Source organism: Streptomyces sp. NPDC047315 (assembly GCF_040643215.1).
Taxonomy (GTDB): domain Bacteria; phylum Actinomycetota; class Actinomycetes; order Streptomycetales; family Streptomycetaceae; genus Streptomyces.
In genome coordinates, this window is the sequence record NZ_JBEYTZ010000036.1 from 47,574 (window position 1) to 67,456 (window position 19,883).

At 71.1% G+C, this 19,883-nt stretch carries 15 protein-coding genes; 6 read left to right on the top strand and 9 right to left on the bottom strand.

The features are described from left to right. Positions 1-300: 300 nt before the first annotated feature. From ABZ842_RS31980 to ABZ842_RS32005, 6 genes are all read left to right on the top strand, one after another. Positions 301-966, top strand: coding sequence for a response regulator transcription factor (locus ABZ842_RS31980; RefSeq protein WP_361544737.1), 666 nt, complete (start codon positions 301-303; stop codon positions 964-966). An 89-nt stretch (positions 967-1,055) separates the two neighbouring features. Continuing rightward, positions 1,056-2,339, top strand: a complete 1,284-nt coding sequence (locus ABZ842_RS31985; protein ID WP_361544740.1) for a ribonuclease D — start codon at positions 1,056-1,058, stop codon at positions 2,337-2,339. Between the two features lie 544 nt (positions 2,340-2,883). Further along, the gene (locus ABZ842_RS31990; protein WP_361544743.1) at positions 2,884-4,101 is read left to right on the top strand and encodes an acetyl-CoA C-acyltransferase; all 1,218 of its coding nucleotides are present in this window, start codon (positions 2,884-2,886) and stop codon (positions 4,099-4,101) included. Further along, positions 4,098-6,227, top strand: coding sequence for a 3-hydroxyacyl-CoA dehydrogenase NAD-binding domain-containing protein (locus tag ABZ842_RS31995; RefSeq protein WP_361544746.1), 2,130 nt, complete (start codon positions 4,098-4,100; stop codon positions 6,225-6,227). The genes ABZ842_RS31990 and ABZ842_RS31995 overlap by 4 nt, the downstream gene beginning before the upstream one ends. Positions 6,228-6,322: 95 nt before the next feature. Continuing rightward, a complete protein-coding gene (locus ABZ842_RS32000; protein WP_361544749.1) occupies positions 6,323-6,706 on the top strand; it encodes an NTP pyrophosphohydrolase in 384 nt (127 codons plus the stop codon). An 85-nt stretch (positions 6,707-6,791) separates the two neighbouring features. Then, positions 6,792-7,895: a hypothetical protein gene (locus ABZ842_RS32005; RefSeq protein ID WP_361544752.1), complete on the top strand. Its 1,104-nt coding sequence runs from the start codon at positions 6,792-6,794 to the stop codon at positions 7,893-7,895. Positions 7,896-8,293: 398 nt separating this feature from the next. Here the strand turns inward: ABZ842_RS32005 and ABZ842_RS32010 are convergent, their stop codons facing one another. The 9 genes from ABZ842_RS32010 to ABZ842_RS32050 form a co-directional block, all read right to left on the bottom strand. Beyond that, entirely contained in the window at positions 8,294-9,079 is a 786-nt protein-coding gene (locus ABZ842_RS32010; RefSeq protein WP_361544755.1) for a hypothetical protein, read from the bottom strand. 112 nt (positions 9,080-9,191) lie between these two features. Beyond that, the gene (locus ABZ842_RS32015) at positions 9,192-10,700 is read right to left on the bottom strand and encodes an amino acid permease (RefSeq protein WP_361544758.1); all 1,509 of its coding nucleotides are present in this window, start codon (positions 10,698-10,700) and stop codon (positions 9,192-9,194) included. A 158-nt stretch (positions 10,701-10,858) separates the two neighbouring features. Continuing rightward, positions 10,859-12,781, bottom strand: coding sequence for a 1-deoxy-D-xylulose-5-phosphate synthase (gene dxs, locus ABZ842_RS32020; RefSeq protein ID WP_361544761.1), 1,923 nt, complete (start codon positions 12,779-12,781; stop codon positions 10,859-10,861). A 285-nt stretch (positions 12,782-13,066) separates the two neighbouring features. Next, positions 13,067-14,407 (bottom strand): sugar ABC transporter permease, encoded by a 1,341-nt coding sequence (locus ABZ842_RS32025; protein ID WP_361544764.1) that lies wholly within the window; start codon positions 14,405-14,407, stop codon positions 13,067-13,069. Beyond that, positions 14,404-15,192 carry an ATP-binding cassette domain-containing protein gene (locus ABZ842_RS32030; RefSeq protein ID WP_361544767.1) on the bottom strand — a complete coding sequence of 263 codons (789 nt, stop codon included), beginning with the start codon at positions 15,190-15,192 and terminating at the stop codon, positions 14,404-14,406. The genes ABZ842_RS32025 and ABZ842_RS32030 overlap by 4 nt, the downstream gene beginning before the upstream one ends. A gap of 137 nt (positions 15,193-15,329) precedes the next feature. Next, entirely contained in the window at positions 15,330-16,454 is a 1,125-nt protein-coding gene (locus ABZ842_RS32035) for a substrate-binding domain-containing protein (RefSeq protein ID WP_361544770.1), read from the bottom strand. 135 nt (positions 16,455-16,589) lie between these two features. Continuing rightward, positions 16,590-17,774 carry an ROK family transcriptional regulator gene (locus tag ABZ842_RS32040; RefSeq protein ID WP_361544773.1) on the bottom strand — a complete coding sequence of 395 codons (1,185 nt, stop codon included), beginning with the start codon at positions 17,772-17,774 and terminating at the stop codon, positions 16,590-16,592. A 213-nt stretch (positions 17,775-17,987) separates the two neighbouring features. Then, positions 17,988-18,917: a carbohydrate ABC transporter permease gene (locus ABZ842_RS32045; RefSeq protein ID WP_361544776.1), complete on the bottom strand. Its 930-nt coding sequence runs from the start codon at positions 18,915-18,917 to the stop codon at positions 17,988-17,990. Next, positions 18,917-19,846, bottom strand: coding sequence for a sugar ABC transporter permease (locus ABZ842_RS32050; RefSeq protein WP_361544779.1), 930 nt, complete (start codon positions 19,844-19,846; stop codon positions 18,917-18,919). Before ABZ842_RS32050 ends, ABZ842_RS32045 begins: the two co-directional genes overlap by 1 nt. Between the last annotated feature and the right edge of the window lie 37 nt (positions 19,847-19,883).

The following is a 19,883-nucleotide window of genomic DNA, read 5'->3' on the forward strand; positions in this document are numbered from 1 at the left end:
GCGGTGCGCGGCGACTCGTGCGGCCCGGGACACTGGTCCCGGGCCGCACCGCTGTCAGGGGCCGCGGTGCGCCGTCGACCCCCCACTGTCCGACCCGCCAGCCGACGGACCGTCAGCTCACTCGTAGGATGATCGATCACGCGTCCGAATTGCACTAATTGTTACTCACCAAATCGTGATCATTCCCTAAAGGACGCCCGTCGGGCTGCCGAAGAGGTCAGTGACCCTAACTTCACGGAACGCCCCGGCTTCATCCCCGAGCCGGCCCCGTCCCCGCACCTTCCCCCCAGGAGGAGCCCGGTGTCCGTCCTTCTCGAGCAGCCCGCAAGCCTGGTCGCCTATCGTCCGAACAAGCCGACGGCCATGGTCGTCGTGGCCGACCCGCGCGTCCGCTCCACCGTCACCCGCCACCTGTGGGCCCTCGGCGTACGGGACGTCATCGAGGCGTCGTCCATCGCGGAGGCCCGCCCCCGCATCGCCAACCCGCGCGACATCTGCGTCGCCGACGTCCACCTGCCCGACGGCTCGGGGCTCACCCTGCTGTCCGAGACCCGCGCCGCCGGCTGGCCGAACGGCCTCGCGCTCTCCGCGGCCGACGACATCGGCGCCGTGCGCAACGCCCTGGCGGGCGGGGTCAAGGGCTACGTGGTCACCGGCACCCGCACGAACATCGGCCACCCCACCCGCCCGGGCGCCGCCCCCATCGGGGCCGCAGCCGCCCGGCTGGGCCACCGCCGCCCCCCGGGCGCCCCGAGCCACCCGGGCGGCTACCGGGAGCTGTCGGGCCGCGAGGTCGAGGTCCTGCGGCTGGTGGCGGAGGGCCAGTCGAACAAGGCCATCGGCGTCTCCATGGGCCTGTCGGCGCTGACCGTCAAGAGCCACCTGGCGCGCATCGCGCGCAAGCTCGGCACCGGCGACCGCGCGGGCATGGTCGCGGTGGCGCTGCGCACCGGAATCATCCACTGACCCACCCGCTCCCCCGCGCTTCCCCCGTGCGCCTGTCGACGGATCGTTTCCGTCGACAGGCGCACGCCGTTCACGGATACCCTTGACACGTGACCGACGCCCGAAACACCGCAGCAGAGACCGCACTGCGAACCGCCGGGGGCGCTCCCCCGGACGCCGGCGTCGCAGCCGAAGAGGCCCCGATCCCCCTGTTGGAGCCGCGTGAGGGCATTCCGCCCGTGGTTGCCGACGCCCAGGCGCTCGCCGAGGTCGTCGCCGCCTTCGCGGCGGGCAGCGGCCCGGTCGCGGTGGACGCCGAGCGGGCCTCGGGATACCGCTACGGCCAGCGGGCCTATCTGGTCCAGCTGCGCCGCTCGGGGGCGGGCAGCGCGCTGATCGACCCCGTCGGCTGCCCCGACCTCTCCGCCCTCGGCGCCACGCTCGGCGACACCGAGTGGATCTTGCACGCCGCGACGCAGGACCTGCCCTGCCTCCGGGAGATAGGCATGGTTCCCAGCCGGCTCTTCGACACCGAGCTGGCCGGCCGCCTCGCCGGCTTCCCGCGCGTCGGACTGGGCGCGATGGTCGAGTCCGTACTCGGCTACGCCCTGGAGAAGGGCCACTCCGCGGTCGACTGGTCCACCCGCCCGCTGCCCGAACCGTGGCTGCGGTACGCCGCGCTCGACGTGGAGCTCCTGATCGACCTGCGGGACGCCCTGGAGAAGGAGCTGGACCGGCAGGGGAAGCTGGAGTGGGCGCACGAGGAGTTCGAGTCGATCGCCTCCGCGCCGCCGCCCGCGCCGCGCAAGGACCCCTGGCGCCGCACCTCCGGCATGCACAAGGTGCGCCGGCGTCGACAGATGGCGGTCGTCCGGGAGCTGTGGACCACGCGCGACCTGATCGCCCAGCGGCGGGACGTCTCGCCGGGCAAGGTGCTCAGCGACGCCGCGATCGTCGAGGCGGCGCTGGCCCTGCCGGCGCACGTCCACTCGCTGAGCGGACTGACCGGTTTCAGCCATCGCATGGGCCGGCGGCAGCTGGAGCAGTGGCAGGCGGCGATCGACCGGGCGAAGTCGCTCCCGGACGGTGAGCTGCCGCAGCAAGGGCAGCCGCTGAACGGTCCGCCGCCACCGCGCGCCTGGGCGGACAAGGACCCCGCGGCGGCGGCCCGCCTGTCCGCGGCGCGGGCGGCGGTCTCGGCGCTGGCGGAGGAGCTGCACCTGCCCCAGGAGAACCTGATCTCGCCGGACACGGTGCGGCGGATCTGCTGGGAGCCGCCGAAGGATCGCTCGCCGGAGTCGGTGACGTCCGCGCTGCGGTTGCTCGGGGCGCGGGCTTGGCAGGCGGCGCTGGTGTCCCCCGCGCTGTCTCGTGCCCTGACCCCGACGAAGTAACCCCCCTTCGCCCTCCGGGCGCGGGGGGGGGAAGCCCGGCGGCCGGCTTCCTGCGCCGCTGGCCATACCCGCCACTGCCCTGGGGGGCGCGTTGGTCTGTGCGGCCCTGCATGGGGCTTGCTCGCACAGTTCCGCCCCAAAACCCTCCCGCTGCAACCCCGCGGGTGCACTGCCCCCTGCGGCCCAGTGGGTGGCTTGTCGCGCAGTTCCCCGCGCCCCTGATTCGCTGCCCCCGTCATTTGTCTGCGGGCCGAGCTGCGGGTTTTAGGGGCGCGGGGAACTGCGCGACAAGCCCACCACCGGCCGGTGGAGACCAACGCTCCCGCAGGGGAACGGCGGGCATGTCCGGCCGCGCCGAGGGACCCGCGCTGACGCCGCAAGGCATGCGCAGCGCGCGTGGCGTGGGGTGTGACGTTCACCGCTCGGCGTGCGGGGGGTGGGCACTAGGGTTACCCGTAAGTAGCATGAGGGGGAAGCGCGCGCTTAGCCCCACTCGGCGCACGCCCCGCAGCAGTGCCATCCCGCACCCTGGAGGAGAGCCATCGTGCCTCGTACCGTCAGGGACGTCGTCTTCGTCGACGGCGTCCGCACCCCGTTCGGCAAGGCGGGCCCGAAGGGCATCTACCACGAGACCCGCGCCGACGATCTCGTCGTCAAGGCGATCCGGGAGCTGCTGCGCCGCAACCCGGCCCTCGACCCGGCGAAGATCGACGAGGTCGCCATCGCCGCGACCACCCAGATCGGCGACCAGGGGCTGACCATCGGCCGCACCGCCGGCATCCTCGCGGGCCTGCCGCAGTCCGTGCCGGGCTACTCCGTCGACCGGATGTGCGCGGGCGCGCTCACCGCGGTGACGACGACGGCCGGCTCGATCGCGTTCGGCGCGTACGACGTGGTCATCGCCGGCGGCGTGGAGCACATGGGCCGCCACCCGATGGGCGAGGGCGTCGACCCCAACCCCCGCTTCGTCAGCGAGAAGCTCGTTGACGAGTCCGCCCTCTTCATGGGCATGACCGCGGAGAACCTGCACGACCGCTACCCCTCCATCACCAAGCAGCGCGCCGACGAGTACGCCGTGCGCTCGCAGGAGAAGGCGGCCAAGGCGTACGCGAACGGCACGATCCAGCAGGACCTGGTGCCGATCTCGATCCGCCGCACCACCCCCGAGGGCGGGGAGACCGGCTGGGGCCTGGCCACCCAGGACGAGCCGATGCGCCCGGGCACCACGCTGGAGAACCTCGCCGCGCTGAAGACCCCCTTCCGCACCCACGGCCGGGTCACCGCCGGCAACGCCGCCGGGCTCAACGACGGCGCCACCGCCGCCGTGATCGCCTCCGAGGACTTCGCGCGCGAGAACGGCCTGCCGGTCAAGATGCGCCTGGTGGCGTACTCCTTCGCCGGTGTCGAGCCGGAGGTCATGGGGTACGGACCGATCCCGGCGACCGAGAAGGCGCTGGCGCAGGCGGGCCTGTCCATCGAGGACATCGGCCTGTTCGAGATCAACGAGGCGTTCGCCGTCCAGGTGCTGGCGTTCCTGGAGCACTACGGCATCGCGGACGACGATCCGCGGGTCAACCAGTACGGCGGGGCCATCGCGTACGGCCACCCGCTGGCCTCCTCCGGCGTACGGCTGATGACCCAGCTCGCCCGCCAGTTCGAGGCGCAGCCCGAGGTCCGCTACGGCCTCACCACCATGTGCGTCGGCTTCGGCATGGGCGCGACCGTCATCTGGGAGAACCCGCACTTCGAGGGGGACAAGTGAGCACCACCGCGGAACTGCTGAAGGGTGCGGCCGAACTCTTCCCGGACGAGGTCGTCACCAGCGCGCACGTACGCCATCTGGACCTGCCCGCCGGGGCCGGCCGGTTCGCGCTGATCACCCTGGACAACGGCCTGGACCACACCAAGCCGACCACCTTCGGCCCGCAGTCGCTGGCCAACCTCGACGCCGCGCTCGACCAGGTCGAGCGGGAGGCGGCCGAGGGCTCGATCGTCGGCGTCGGCGTCACCGGCAAGCCGTTCATCTTCGCCGTCGGCGCCGACCTCAAGGGCGTGGAGCGGGTCGGCCGCCACGAGGACGCGCTGGCCATCGCCAAGGGCGGCCACGACGTCTTCAAGCGCCTGGCCTCCCTCGCGGTGCCCAGCTTCGCGTACTACAACGGCGCGGCGATGGGCGGCGGCGTGGAGGTCGGTCTGCACTGCACGTACCGCACCGTCTCGCGGGCGATCCCGGCCTTCTCGCTGCCCGAGGTCTTCCTCGGTCTGGTGCCGGGCTGGGGCGGCTGCGCCCTGCTGCCGAACCTGATCGGCGCGGACCGCGCGGTGACGGTGATCGTGGAGAACTCGCTCAACCAGAACCGCCAGATGAAGGGCGAGCAGGTCCACGCACTGGGGATCGCCGACGCGATCTTCGACGGTGCGGACTTCCTGGAGCAGTCGCTGCTGTGGACCGCTTCGGTGCTCACCGGCGCCACCGCGGTGGAGCGCGCCGAGGTCGACCGCGGCGCGGCGTGGGACGCCGCCGTCGCCCGCGGCCGGGCGATCGCGGACGCCAAGGTGCACGGCGCCGCCCCGGCCGCGTACCGCGCGCTGGAGATCGTCGCCGCGGCCAAGGACGGCGACCTCCAGGCCGGCTTCGACGCCGAGGACCGGGCGCTGGCCGACCTGATCATGGGCGGCGAGCTGCGCAGCGGCATCTACGCCTTCAACCTGGTGCAGAAGCGCGGCAAGCGGCCGGCGGGCGCGCCGGACAAGAACCTGGCCCGGCCGGTCACGAAGGTCGGCGTCGTCGGCGCGGGCCTGATGGCCTCGCAGCTGGCGCTGCTGTTCCTGCGCCGCCTCGAGGTGCCGGTCGTGCTGACCGACATCGACCAGGAGCGCATCGACAAGGGCGTGGGTTACGTCCACGGCGAGGTCGACAAGCTGCTCGGCAAGGGCCGGATCAACCAGGACAAGGCCAACCGGCTCAAGGCGCTGGTGACCGGCGTCCTCGACAAGGCCGAGGGCTTCTCGGACGCGGACTTCGTCATCGAGGCCGTCTTCGAGGAGATGCGCGTCAAGCAGCAGGTGTTCGCGGAGGTCGAGGCGGTCGCGCCCGCGCACGCGATCCTGGCCACCAACACCTCCTCGCTCTCGGTGAGCGAGATGGCCGCGAAGCTGAAGCACCCCGAGCGGGTCGTCGGCTTCCACTTCTTCAACCCGGTCGCGGTGCTGCCGCTGTTGGAGATCGTCCGCGGGGAGAAGACGGACGACGCCTCCCTCGCCACCGCCTTCGGGGTGGCGAAGAAGCTGAAGAAGACCGCGGTGCTGGTGAAGGACGCCCCGGCGTTCGTCGTGAACCGGATCCTGACCCGCTTCATGGGCGAGATCCAGAACGTGATCGACGAGGGCACCCCGGTGGCGGTGGCGGAGAAGGCGGTGGAGCCGCTGGGCCTGCCGATGTCTCCGCTGGTGCTGCTGGAGCTGGTCGGTCCGGCGATCGGGCTGCACGTCTCCGAGACCCTGAACCGTGCCTTCCCGGACCGCTTCACGGTCTCGCCGAACCTGGCCGCGGTCGTCAAGGCGGGCAAGCGGGGCTTCTACACGTACGAGTCCGGCAAGCCGGAGCTGGACCCCGAGGTCGCCGCGCTGCTGGTGCAGGGCGACGTCGTCCTGACCGAGGAGCAGGTGCGGGCGCGGGTGCTGGAGGCCGTGGCGCAGGAGATCGGCCTGATGCTGGACGAGGGCGTGGTGGCCGAGGCTCAGGACGTCGACCTGTGCCTGATCACCGGCGCCGGCTGGCCCTTCCACCTGGGCGGCATCACGCCGTACCTGGACCGTGAGGGCGTCTCGGAGCGGGTGAACGGCAAGCCGTTCCTCGCGAACGGCGTGGCGAGCGTTCCCGCCTGACGCGGTGTACGCCTGACGTGCTGAACGTCTGACGTGGTGTACGAAGGGGCCGTACGGAATCGTTCCGTACGGCCCCTTCGGCGAGAAGAGGACGCATGCGGCCCCTGTTGATCGTCGACGGTGCGAACGTCGTCGGCTCCGTTCCCGACGGCTGGTGGCGCGATCGCCGCGGCGCCGCCGAGCGACTGCGGGACCGGCTGGCGCCCCTGGCCGACGAGGGCGTACCGGGCCTGCCGGGGCCCCTGGAGGTGGTCCTGGTGGTGGAGGGCGCGGCGCGCGGCGTGGCGCCCGTGGACGGCGTACGGATCGCGGAGGCGCCCCGCAGCGGGGACGACCTGATCGCCGAACTCGCGGCGGAGGCCGGGCGCGCCGGGCGGTCGTGCGCGGTGGTCACGGCCGACCGCGAGCTGCGCGGCCGGGTACGGGCCGAGGGCGCCACGACCTTGGGTCCGCGCACCGTGTACCCCCCGCCCGCCTGAAGACCCGCCGCCGGACGAACCGTTGGCTTGTCGGCGCGGCGGGGGACATACTCGGCGCAGCGACGGCACGACGGTAGGGGCGACGGTGCGAACTGAGGACATCTGCACGGCACTTGAGGGGCTGACGGGGATCGAGGTCACCGTGCGGGACGCCGGTGCGCGGGTGGACGTCCGGGTGCCCGCCATCGACGACGCCGTGCGTCTGGCGGCCGAGCGCGTGGCACGGTTCCGCGCCATCCGCTCGCCGAACGGCGCCCCGGCGGTGGAGTTCGTCGTCTCCGACGACGACGGCGTACGGCCTCTCATCCTGGTCTCCGACGACGTCGTGTGCGCGCCGGTGGACGCCCGTGAGGTGCTGGACTCCTCGATGGTCTACGCCGTGTCGGACCCGCCGAGCCTCGTCGCGCACTCGGAGATGACACGGGACGCCGAGGCGTTGGCCCGCGCCTGCGCCGGGCCCGGCCCGAAGAACGTCTCCGGGCTCGCGGGCTCCTTCCTGCTGCTGCGCTGTTGCATCGTGGGTGCCACCCGCTTCGGGCTGCGGCCCGTGCGGGCGGTGGCCTGGTGGCAGCGGGCGTGGCACACCATCGGCGGTGACCTCCCGCTCCCTCCGTTCCGCAGCGACGCCCGCTGGGAGGAGCTGGTCCGCTCCGCGACGGAGAGCGGGCTGCCGAGCGTTCCGTCCGACGGTCCGCAGCAGGACGGCCCGGCCGCGGGGACCGACGCCCTGTGTCTGGAGGACTTCCAGCGCACCGCCCCCGCGCTGACCTTCACCCGGCTCGACGACGCGTTCCTCACGGCCTGGAAGACCCATGTGCGGATCGCGCCGGGCCGGCTCGCGGGGGCGCTGCTCGACGGCGTCGAGGGGGGCCGGGCCCGTGTGGCGCTGTACCCCGACGGCGGCGGCAGCATCGACGTACGCGTGGAGTCGGCGGGCTCCGTCCACGCCGTGCTGCAACTGCGCTTCCCGGTCGGCGGTGAGGAACTCGCCGTCGACGAGGTCCGGATCGCCGAGGGGTCCAGGGGCGCCGGACTGTTCCAACGGCTGATGTACAACGCGGAGGAGGTCGGTCGGCTGCTCGGCGTCCACGCGATGACGCTGCACGCGACGGACGCCGGAGGTTACGCCCTGGCCACGCTCGGCGCGTACCCCCGCGACCCCGCGCTCCGCGACGCCGCTGGCCGCTAGCCGCGGTCTGCTGGCTGCTGGGCGTGCCGCAACGTCTCACGAGGTGCTGTAGCGCTGTGGTGAGTCTGCGGTGATGGCGTCTGCGGCCCGGTGACTGGCTTGTCGCGCAGTTCCCCGCGCCCCTAAAAGCCCGTCCTGCCCCTGCAGACAAATGACGGGGGCAGCGAAACAGGGGCGCCGGGGTCCCCCCACGCCCTCTGGGCGTAGGGGGGCGGAACTGCGCGAACAACCACGACGCACCCGCAGAAGACAACGCTCCCGCAGGGTTACGGCGGCCGTGTCTGGAGGCACTTGAGCGCGACCTGCGGCAACGCACCAAAGCGTCCCCAGAGCGCGGCCAGGGGCACCACCGGCAGGCGGGACCTTGTGGAGAGGAGCTGGCGGCGCAGGCTTGGGGGTCAGGCGCGGGGGTTGGGGAGGAGGGTGCGGCGGAGGCCTGCCATGGCTTCCGCGCCGAGGGCCGGTTCCATCGACATGTGCAGGCGCTCGCAGAGCGCGACCGCGGCGGCGAGGTCGCCACGAGCCGCCCGGATCTCGCCACGGAGGCGGTCCGCGGCGGCACGCACCGCCGCGAGACCCCCGTCCGTCAGCTCCCGGACGTCGCGGAGTTCGTGTTCGCGCGCCTCGCCCAGCGCGTCGCCCACCGCGGAGACGAAGTCCAACGAGCGGGGCCCGTCGGCCTCCTGACCGGCCCGCACGAGGCTGCGGACGGTGTCGGAGGGGAGGAAGAACAGCGTCGTGGTGGAGAACCGGCTCTGTGAGGCCTGCTGACGCCACCGGGTCACCAGCCCGGACTTCTCGTCCAGCAGGGGTGCCAACTCCCGGTACAGGCCGACGTCGACGGTCGTCAACAGCGGACGGGACTCCTCCAGCAGGGAGGCCAACTCGTCGAGGGCCTGGAGCTGGCCGTCCAGGAGCTCGACGACGTCCTGCGCCGACTCGGCATCGGTCACCGTCGCCGAGTCCGCCGCCGGCGGAACTTCCGCCGCGGCCTCAAGCAGGTCGAGACGGCCTTCGACGCGGCCGAGGAGCCGTTCGCCCTGCACGGCGAGGTCCTGGAGCATCATCACGATCCGGAAGAGCCGGGCGGCGACGTCGACGTCCCGGGTCGCCCCGCGGCCGTCGAGGAAGCGGGTGGTGTAGGCGGAGATGATCTCCGCCAGCGTGGACAGCAGCCCGAACACGTCAGCCTCCCCCGAGCGGCACCGAGCAGGCGGATGCGCCCGGTCGCCGGTGCGAGTGTAGACGCCCGCGCGGCGGTCGGGCCGTCCGGAGGAGGGGCCGGGCCCCGGGGGCTCAGGGGCGCCGGGCGGAGCCGGTCAGGCGGCTGTGGCGGCGGCCGTACGCGTAGTACACCACCACGCCCAGCGCCATCCACAGCCCGAACCGCAACCACGTCTCCGTCGGCAGGTTGAGCATCAGCCAGAGCGAGGCGGCCACCGAGGCGATCGGCAGCCACGGCACCAGCGGGGTGCGGAAGGCGCGCGGCAGGTCGGGGCGGGTGCGGCGCAGGATGAGGACACCGAGCGCGACGATCACGAACGCGAAGAGCGTGCCGATGTTCACCAGGACCGCGAGCTCCTGGATGTTGGTGAAGCCCGCGACGATCGCGATCGCCACGCCCAGCAGGACCGTCGCGCGGTACGGCGTGCGAAAGCGCGGGTGGGTGAGGGAGAAGAACCGCGGCAACAGCCCGTCCCGGCTCATGGCGAAGAACACCCGGGTCTGGCCGAGCAGCAGGATCAGACAGACCGACATCAGTCCGATGACGGCGCCGAAGCTGATGACGCCCGCGTACCAGGGGTGGCCGGTCGACTTGAACGCGTCGGCGAGCGGTGCGTCGATGGACAGGTCGGTGTACTTCTCCATGCCGGTGACCACGATCGAGACCGCGACGTACAGCACCGTGCAGATGAACAGCGAGCCGATGATGCCGCGCGGCATGTCGCGCTGGGGCAGCTTCGTCTCCTCGGCAGCCGTGGCCACCACGTCGAAGCCGATGAAGGCGAAGAAGACGACGGACGCGGCGGTGAAGATGCCCATGACGCCGAAGTTGGTGGGCGCGTAGCCGAACAGCAGTTGGATCATCGGCTGTTGCAGGCCGGACTCCCCGGTCTCCTTGACCGCCGGCGGGATGAAGGGGTCGTAGTTGGACGCCTGGATGAAGAAGGACCCGGCGATGATCACGATCAGGACGACGGCGAGCTTGATGGCGACGATCAGGGTGGTGACCCGGGCGGAGAGCTTCATCCCGATGACGAGGACCACGGTGAGCGCCAGGACCAGCAGGAACGCCAGCAGGTCGAAGCCGAATCCGGTGACGTCGTTGGTGCCGGAGAGCTCGGCGGGCAGGTGCCAGCCGATGTTGTCGAGCAGGGAGCGCAGATAGCCGGACCAGCCGACGGCCACCACCGCCGTCCCGAGGGCGAACTCCAGGACCAGGTCCCAACCGATGATCCAGGCCGGCAGTTCGCCGAGGGAGGCGTAGGCGAAGGTGTACGCGGAGCCGGCGACCGGGACCGTGGAGGCGAACTCCGCGTAGCACAGCGCGGCCAACCCGCAGACGACCCCGGCGACGACGAAGGCGATGGCGGTGGCCGGTCCGGCGTTCTCCTTGGCGACGGCGCCGGTGAGGACGAAGATGCCGGTGCCGATGATGACGCCGACGCCGAAGACCGTGAGGTCCAGTGCGGAGAGGGACTTCTTGAGTGCGTGTTCCGGCTCTTCCGTGTCCCGGATGGACTGCTCGACGGTCTTCGTACGGAAGGCGCCCGCCCTGGACGCGGGGCCTGTCTCTGTGCTCACCGTGGACCTCCACATTGTCGTCCCGACATGATCGGGACGCGATGTGGGCCACAGGGGTCCATACGGGTGGGTTTCACGCGAATGGGCCGGAAGGTCCACCCGTCCAGGGTGTCCTTCCGGCCCGTGTCCCGCTGCGGGCCCGCGGGGGCCCGGCGAGGTCAGTCGCGGACGGGTTCCACCGCTTCGTCCGCGGTGTCCCCGAAGCGGCCGTCGAGCCGGGAGACCAGGCCGGTGACCTGGCGGGCGATGTCCGGTGCGGTCAGGCCGATCTCCGTCATCACCTCGGCGCGGGAGGCGTGGTCGAGGAAGCGCGCCGGGATGCCGAAGTCCCGCAGCGGCACGTCCACGCCGGCGTCGCGCAGCGACTGGGCGACCGCGGAGCCGACGCCGCCGGCGCGGACGTTGTCCTCGACGGTGACGACGACGCGGTGGGTGTCGGCGAGCGGGGCGAGGGCCTCGTCGACCGGCTTGACCCACCGGGGGTCGACGACGGTGGTGGAGATGCCCTGGGCGTCGAGGAGGTCGGCGACCTCCAGGCACATCGGGGCGAGCGCGCCGACGGAGACCAGGAGCACGTCGGGCCGGTCGGTGCCCGGCTCCCGCAGCACGTCCATCCCGCCGATCCGTCCGACGGCCTTGACCGACGGGCCGACCGCGCCCTTCGAGAAGCGCACCACGGTGGGGGCGTCGTCGACGCTGACGGCCTCCCGGAGCTGGGCGCGGACCTGGTCGGCGTCGCGGGGTGCGGCGATGCGCAGTCCGGGGACGACCTGGAGGATGGACATGTCCCACATGCCGTTGTGGGAGGCGCCGTCGGTGCCGGTGATGCCGGCCCGGTCGAGGACGAAGGTCACCCCGCAGTCGTGCAGGGCGACATCCATCAGCACCTGGTCGAAGGCGCGGTTCAGGAAGGTGGCGTACACGGCGAACACCGGGTGGACGCCGCCGGTGGCGAGCCCGGCGGCGGAGACCGCGCCGTGCTGCTCGGCGATCCCCACGTCGTAGACGCGGTCGGGGAACGCCTTGGCGAACTTGTCGAGGCCCACGGGCTGGAGCATGGCCGCGGTGATGGCCACGACGTCGGGGCGCTCCTCGCCGAGCTTGACCATCTCCTCGCCGAAGACGGAGGTCCAGTCGAGGCCGGAGCTGGCGATCGGCAGTCCGGTGTCGGGGTGGATCTTGCCCACGGCGTGGAAGCGGTCGGCCTCGTCCTGTAGGGCGGGCTGGTAGCCGCGGCCCTTCTCGGTGAGGCAGTGCACGATCACCGGGCCGCCGAAGCGCTTGGCCCGCGCCAGCGCCGACTCAAGGGCCTCGATGTCGTGGCCGTCGATGGGGCCGACGTACTTCAGGCCCAGGTCCTCGAACATGCCCTGCGGCGCGATGAAGTCCTTCAGGCCCTTCTTGGCGCCGTGCAGCGTCCCGTAGAGGGGCTTGCCGACCACCGGGGTGCGACCGAGGAGGTCCTTGCCACGCGCCAGGAAGCGCTCGTAGCCGTCGGTGGTGCGCAGGGTGGCGAGGTGGTTGGCGAGGCCGCCGATGGTGGGCGCGTAGGAGCGCTCGTTGTCGTTGACGACGATGACGAGGGGGCGGTCCTTGGCGGCGGCGATGTTGTTCAGCGCCTCCCAGGCCATCCCGCCGGTCAGGGCGCCGTCGCCGATGACCGCCACCACGTGGTCGTCCTTGCGGAGCACCTCGTTCGCCTTCGCCAACCCGTCGGCCCACCCCAGCACGGTGGAGGCGTGCGAGTTCTCGATGACGTCGTGGTCGGATTCGGCGCGCGCGGGGTAGCCGGAGAGGCCGCCCTTCATCTTCAGCCGGGAGAAGTCCTGGCGGCCGGTGAGCAGCTTGTGCACGTAGCTCTGGTGGCCGGTGTCCCACAGGATCTTGTCCTTGGGGGACTCGAAGACCCGGTGGAGGGCGATGGTCAACTCGACCACGCCGAGGTTGGGACCGAGGTGACCACCGGTCTTGGAGACCGCTTCGACGAGGAAGGTGCGGATCTCCTCGGCCAGCTGATCCAGCTGCTCCGGGCTGAGCCCGTCCAGATCGCGCGGTCCCCTGATACGGGTAAGCAGCGTCACCCGTGCCTCCTTGCGTGTTGAGCTGGGCGTATGAGCTGGTCGAGTCGTCGCGGAACAGCCTTGCGATCTGACCGAGTCTAATGTTCCGCCACCGGACCGCTACCGAAGGGGCCGCATCTCACCTCGGGAACAACTGACCGCCCCGTTCCGACGTCGTCCGTTGCCCTGCGTTCCGGGGCCGGCTGTGATGCACCTCTCACTGCGCGACCCGCGGGGAGACGGGTGGTGCCCGGCGCCCGCGGGTCGCGGGGCGCCGGGCACCGGAGCAGCCGGAGCGGCCGGGCGTCAGGCTCTGCCGGCGGCCTTCTGCGTACGGCGGGACACGGAGTCGATGACGACGGCGGCCAGCAGCACCCCGCCGGTGATCATGTACTTGACGGGTTCGGCGATGCTCTCCAGCTGGAGCCCCTTTTGGATGGAGACGATGACCAGCACGCCGAGCAGGGCGGACCAGGTGCGCCCGCGACCGCCGAAGAGACTGGTGCCGCCGATGACGGCCGCGGCGATGGAGCTCATCAGCAGGTCGCCTGAGCCGGCGCCCTGGTTGGCCGCGTTGATCTTCGAGGCGATCATCAGGCCGCCCATCGCGGCGAGGGTGCTGGCGATCGCGAAGACCGCGATGCGGACGGCGGCCACGTTGATGCCGGCGCGCCGCGACGCTTCGATGCTGCCGCCGAGGGCGAAGACCTTGCGGCCGAAGGCGGTGCGGCGCAGCACGAAGTCGGTGACGACGACCACGGTGACGAAGATGACCAGCGCGAGCGGCAGGCCCTTGTACTGGTTGAGGAGGTACGCCGCGGTGTAGCAGAGCGCCGCGAGGACGCCGGTGCGCAGCGCCAGCTCGCTCAGCGGGCGGGACGGCACGCCGGCCGCCTCCCGCTTGCGGGCGCCGAGGAAGGCGGAGAGGAAGTAGCCGACGACGGCGAGCGTGGCGAGGCCGTAGGCGGCGGCGACGTCGGAGAAGTAGTGGTTGGTGAGCTTGGCGACCAGGCCGGAGTCGTCGAGGTTGATGGTGCCGTTGGCGCCGAGGATCTGGAGCATCAGCCCGTTCCACGCCAGCAGTCCCGCCATGGTGACGACGAAGGCGGGCACCCCGATCCGGGCGAAGAAGAAGCCGTGGATCACGCCGGCCGCGGTGCCGGCGAGCACCGCGAGCAGCAGGGCCAGCCACTCCGGTACGCCGTGGGTGACGTTGAGGACGCCGAACGCGGCGCCCGCCAGACCGCTGACCGAGCCGACGGACAGGTCGATCTCGCCGAGCAGCAGCACGAAGACGACGCCGACGGCGATCAGCCCGGTGCCGGCGATGTCGACGGAGATGTTGGAGACGTTCTGCGCTGACATGAAGGCGGAGTTCAGCGACTGGAAGGTGACCCAGATCACGACGAGTCCGACGATCACCGGGACGGAGCCCAGCTCGCCGGTGCGCATCCGTCGGGTGAACTCGGCGAGGTAGCCGGCGAAGCCCTGCTCGCGCACCAGCAGCCGCGGGTCGACGGCGACGACGGCGTCCCCGGCCGCAGCCGGCGCGGGCACCGTGCCGCTTGAGGCGGCCGACGGCTTGGTCAGGGACGTCTTCGCCGCGCCGCCCTCGCTCGGTGCGTCGGTCGTGTTCTCCGCGCTCATGCGACGGGCTCCTCACTGCGCGCCGCACGACGGGTGACGGCGTTGTCCGTGGCACCCGTGATCGCGGAGACGATCTCTTCCTGGGAGGTGGTGTCGACCTCGAACACCCCGTTGTTGCGCCCCAGCCGCAGCACCGCGACCCGGTCCGCCACCGCCTTCACGTCCGCCATGTTGTGGCTGATCAAGATGGTCGCGAGGCCGCGTTCGCGCAGCCGCTCCACCAGGTCGAGCACCTGGGCGGTCTGCTCGACGCCGAGCGCCGCGGTGGGCTCGTCGAGGATCACGAGCCGGGGCTCGCCGAGGAGGGAGCGGGCGATGGCCACGGTCTGGCGCTGCCCGCCGGAGAGCGAGGCGATCGGGATGCGCACGCTGGGAATGCGGATGGACAAGGTGGTGAGCAGCGCGTGGGAGCGGCGCTCCATCTCGATCTCGTCGAGGACGCCGCCCCTCCTCAGCTCGCGGCCGAGGAAGAGGTTGCCGACGACGTCCAGGTTGTCGCAGAGCGCGAGGTCCTGGTAGACGGTGGCGATGCCCAACTCCTGGGCGTCGTGCGGCTTGTCGATGCGTACGGGCCGGCCGTCCCACTCGATGACGCCGTCGTCGATCGGGTGGACGCCGGCGATCGTCTTGATCAGCGTGGACTTGCCGGCGCCGTTGTCGCCGACGAGGGCGACCACTTCACCGGCGTGCACCTCCAGCTCCACGTCGGTGAGGGCCTGGACGGCGCCGAACCGCTTCGAGACCCCTCGCAACGCCAGTACGGGCGCAGCGGACACATGAACCATCTCCTTCACCGCCGTACGGCGGGGGTGCGTCCGGTGCCCGCCGCCGGCGGGGTGTGGGGCGGCGGGCACCGGACGGGCTTCACGGCGGTCCGGGGCCGCCCGGCCCCGGCTCCGCCCCCTGCTTCAGACGGGGTGCGTCACTTCAGGCCGAGCGCGTCGCAGGCGGCCTTGTACTTCGGGGTGCAGATCTCGGCGAGCGTGTAGATGCCGTCCTTGATCACGGTGTCCTTGATGTTGGCCTTGGTCAGCGAGACGACGGGGACGAGCACCGCGGGGACGCCCTTGGTGGTCGGGCTGTCGGCGGTCTGCTTCGCGATGGCCTTGAGGTCCTTGCCCTGGGCGAGGGCAACGGCCATCTCGGCGGCGGCGTCGGCCTCGCCCGCGTAGGGCTTGTAGACGCTCTGGTACTGCTCCCCGGCGACGATGCGCTGGACGGCGGCGAGTTCGGCGTCCTGGCCGGTGACGGGCGGCAGGGGGGCGACGCCGGCGGCCTTGAGGGCGGTGATGATGCCGCCGGCCATGCCGTCGTTGGCGGAGTAGACGCCGACGATCTTGTCCTTGCCCAGGGCGGTGATCGCGCTCTCCATGTTGGAGTTGGCGTTCTCCGGCTTCCACTCCTTGGTGTCGAACTCGCGGCCGATCTTCACCTTGCCGTGGAGGACGGAGTGGGCGCCCTTCTTGTACATGGCGGCGTTGGGGTCGGTGACGGAGCCGTTCATCATCACGATCTGGCCCGACGCTGCCTTGTCGCCGAGGGCGTCGAGCAGCGCCTTGCCCTGGACGCGGCCGACCTCCTCGTTGTCGAACGAGGTGTAGGCGTCGATCGGTCCTTCGGCGAGGCGGTCGAAGGCGACCACGGGGATGCCCTCGTCCTTGGCCTTCTTGACCCCGCCGGCGATGGCCTTGGAGTCGACGGCGTCCAGGATCAGCACGTCGACCTTGTTGGTGATCATCGTGTCGACCTGCTGGGTCTGGAGGCTGGCGTCCTGCTTGGCGTTGGCGTACACCACCTTCGCCTTGCCGCCCGTCAACTCGCCGACCTTCTTCTCGATCAGCGGTTTGTCGAACTTCTCGTAGCGCGCGGTCTGGTTCTCCGGGAGCAGCAGGCCGACGGTGATGTCGTCGCCCTTCGCGCCCTTCTTGGCCCCGTCCCCCTCCTTGCCCTTGTCACCGGCCTCCTTGGCGCTGCCGCAGGCGGCGAGCGTGAGCGCCAACGCGGTGGTGACGGTGGCGACCGCGGCACGACGCAGACGTGTGTTCATCCTTGAACCTCCCTGACGGGGCCGCGTCGTTGCGGCCGAGGTGGCAGGCAGTCAACTCGGCCCCGTAGCCAGCGTCAAGGAGTAAATCCTTAACGAGATGACAACGGTGCCATGCGTTCTCTAAGTGAAGCCATTTCAGGATTTCGGGACACTCTGCCCCAGCACGGTGGAATCGCCCATCTCGCTGAGCACCAGGGCGACGGCGCCCAACACCTCTGCCCGGGCGCCGAGTTCGCCACGGACCACGGACAGCCGCTGTACGGCGCTGGGGATGGCGTAGCGCGAGACCGACTCCCGCACGGGTGCGAGGACCAGTTCGCCTGCGTCCGCGATCTCGCCGCCGAGCACGACCAGGCTGGGGTTGAGCAGATTGCACAGGGTCGCGACCCCGCTGCCGATGTGCCGACCGGTGTCCGCGATCACCCGGCGGCAGCCCGGGTCCCCGGCCTGCGCGAGCCGGACCACCTGCTCCATCGTGACGTCCGGGCCGTGGCTGGAGTGCAGCAGCGGCAGCACGTACCGCACGGCGGCGAAGGTCTCCAGGCAGCCGCGGTTGCCGCAGCGGCAGACGGGGCCGGACTCGTCCAGGGTGATGTGGCCGATCTCCCCCGCGGTGCCGCCCGGGCCCCGGTAGATCCGGCCGCCCGTCACCAGGCCGGCACCCACCCCGCCGGCGACCTTGATGTACGCCAGGTCGGCCACCCCGCGGGCCGCGCCCCACACCAGTTCGCCCAGCGCGCCGAGGTTGGCGTCGTTGTCGACGTGGACGGGGACGCCGAGGCGTTCGGACATCTCCTTGGCCGGATCGGCGCCGACCCAGCCCGGCAGCATCGCGGTGGACCCGATGGTGCCGGACTCGCCGTCGATCGGCCCGGGGATCCCGAGGCCCACGCCGACGACCTTGCCCGGGGCCGCGCCGGTCGCCCGCACGAGCCGGTCGACCATCTCCTCCGCGCGGTCGAAGCCCGCGTCGGCCGAGGCGTCCACGTCCAGCGGCTCGCTGTCCTCGGCGAGGACGTCGTGGGCCAGGTTCGCCACGGCTACCCGCAGATGGGTGTGGCCGAAGTCCACCCCGACCACGATGCCCGCGTCACCGCGCAGCGAGATGGAGCGGGCCCGCCGGCCGCCCGCCGAGGTGGGCGTGGCCTCGACCGTCCCGCGCTCCTTCAGCTCCCGGACGATGTTGGAGACGGTGGCCGCGGACAGACCGGTGCTCCGGGCGATCTCGGCCTGGGTCAGCGACCCCGCCATGCGGACGGCCCGCACCACCCGCTCCAGATTGGCCCGGTGCAACGACGTCTGCGATCCCGGAGTCTCCATCGACCCACCACTCCTGCCCGGCTTGCGTACAACTAATGAACTCCAACCTGACCGTCCGGGGCTCATCGCGTCAAGACCTTGAGCATCACGACGCCCCCCGGCGGAACCCCGGCCGGGGGGCGTGCGTACGGAGCGTGAGTAGGGGGGCGAGTACGGGCGCGAGTGCGGGGCGCGTGCGTACGGGAGCGGCGGCGCGGCGGGCGCCCCGGGCCGCTACTTGACCGCGCCCGCGGTCAGCCCCGCCACCACCTGTCGCTGGAAGATGATGTACGCCGCGAGCACCGGCAGCATCGCCATCACCAGGCCGGCGAAGAGGCCGGACCAGTCGCCCTTGTACCCCTGGCTCACCGCCAGCTGCACCAGGCCCTGGGAGAGCACCTTGCGGTCGGGGTCGGTGTTCAGCACGGTCGGCAACAGGTACTGGTTCCACTGCCCCAGGAAGTTGAAGATCCCCACGCTGATCAGCCCGGGCTTCGCCATCGGCAGCATGACCTGGAAGAACGTCCTGGTGTGCGAGGCCCCGTCCATGAACGCCGCCTCGGCGACCGAGGACGGCAGCGTACGGAAGAAGGCCGTCAGGAAGAACACCGTGAACGGCAGCGAGTAGGCGATGTACACCAGGATCAGGCCGTGCAGGGTGTTGAGCAGCGACATGTTCTGCAGCACGTAGAACAGCGGCACCAGCGCCAGGATCACCGGGAAGCTCATTCCTCCGATGAAGAGGAAGTAGATGAACCGATTCCCCGGGAACTCGAACCGCGCCAGCACGTACGCCGCCATCGAGCCCAGCAGCAGCGTGCCGAACAACGAGCCGCCGACCACCAGGATGGTGTTGAGGAAGTAGTCGCTCATGTGCGCCTCGCTCCAGGCGCGCGACCAGTTCTCGAAGTGCAGCTTGTCGGGGAGCGACCAGGGCGAGGTGAAGATCGCCTTGTCCGTCTTGAAGGAGGTCATCACCGCCCAGAGCAGCGGCAGCACGACCATGATCGCCCAGATGACCAGCACGCCGTGCGAGAAGACGTTGAGGACCCCGCCCTCCCGCTTGCCCCGCTTGGGCTCGATGTGGTCGGGCGCGGGGGACGTCTTGGTCACCGGCTCGCCGTCGCCCGCGACGTCGGCCGTGGTGGTGTCAGTGGTCTTCATCAGTACTCCAGCCGCTCGCGCCGACCCAGTCGCATCACCACGGCCGCGAACAGCAGCGTGACGACGAGCAGGGAGACGCCGATGGTCGTCGCGTAGGCGGCCTGACCGTCCCGGAACGCCTTCTGGTACACGTACAGCGGCAGGACGATGGTCGAGTAGTCGGGACCGCCGCCGTTCGGCCCCACGGTCATGATCTGGACGACCGCGAAGGACTCGGCGCCCAGCGCCAGGATGCCCATGTAGATCCAGCCCGACTGCACGGTGTCCCAGAGCAGCGGCAGGGTGATCTTGAAGAAGGTGGTGAACCTGCTGGCGCCGTCCAGCAGCGCGGCCTCGTAGAAGTCCCGGGGGATGGAGGCCATGGCCGCGGAGAACAGGACGACGAAGAAGCCGACCGTCGACCAGACGAGGACCGCCATCACGCACATCAGCGCCAGGTCGGGGTCGCCCAGCCAGTCCGGCTGCACGTCGCCCAGGCCGATGCCCTTGAGGAAGGAGTTGATCGCCCCGTCACTCGGGTTGTACGCGAACTTGAACAGCAGGGCCACGATCGCGATCGACAGCACCTGCGGGAAGAAGTACACGATCTTGTAGAACGAGGACCCGCGCACGCCCGCGATGGCGGCGCCCTTGCGGCGGCGACCGCCCACGTTGATCATGAACGCGAAGAAGAGCGCGAGCCCGAGGGTGATCAGGGGCAGCACCACCGCGAAGGTCAGGCTGTGCTGGAGGGACTTCCAGAAGATGTCGTCGTCCAGCAGCTTCGCGTAGTTGTCGAACCCGACCATGGAGAACTCCGGGCTCAGCCCGGTCCAGTTCGTGAACGAGTAGTAGATGGACTGGACGAACGGCCAGATGACGAAGAGCGCGTACAGCGCCAGGGGCGTCACCAGGAACCCCACGATGAAACGGTACTTGCCGTGTTGCATTCCTACCGACCCCGATCTACCTGCGTAAGCACCACTG

Excerpts from the sequence above, each read along its gene's own strand:
- ABZ842_RS32040 (WP_361544773.1), bottom strand. The coding sequence starts at position 17,774 with ATGGAGACTCCGGGATCGCAGACGTCGTTGCACCGGGCCAATCTGGAG.
- ABZ842_RS32045 (WP_361544776.1), bottom strand. The coding sequence starts at position 18,917 with ATGAAGACCACTGACACCACCACGGCCGACGTCGCGGGCGACGGCGAG.
- ABZ842_RS32025 (WP_361544764.1), bottom strand. The coding sequence starts at position 14,407 with ATGAGCGCGGAGAACACGACCGACGCACCGAGCGAGGGCGGCGCGGCG.
- ABZ842_RS32030 (WP_361544767.1), bottom strand. The coding sequence starts at position 15,192 with ATGGTTCATGTGTCCGCTGCGCCCGTACTGGCGTTGCGAGGGGTCTCG.
- ABZ842_RS32035 (WP_361544770.1), bottom strand. The coding sequence starts at position 16,454 with ATGAACACACGTCTGCGTCGTGCCGCGGTCGCCACCGTCACCACCGCG.
- ABZ842_RS32050 (WP_361544779.1), bottom strand. The coding sequence starts at position 19,846 with ATGCAACACGGCAAGTACCGTTTCATCGTGGGGTTCCTGGTGACGCCC.
- ABZ842_RS32000 (WP_361544749.1), top strand. The coding sequence starts at position 6,323 with ATGCGGCCCCTGTTGATCGTCGACGGTGCGAACGTCGTCGGCTCCGTT.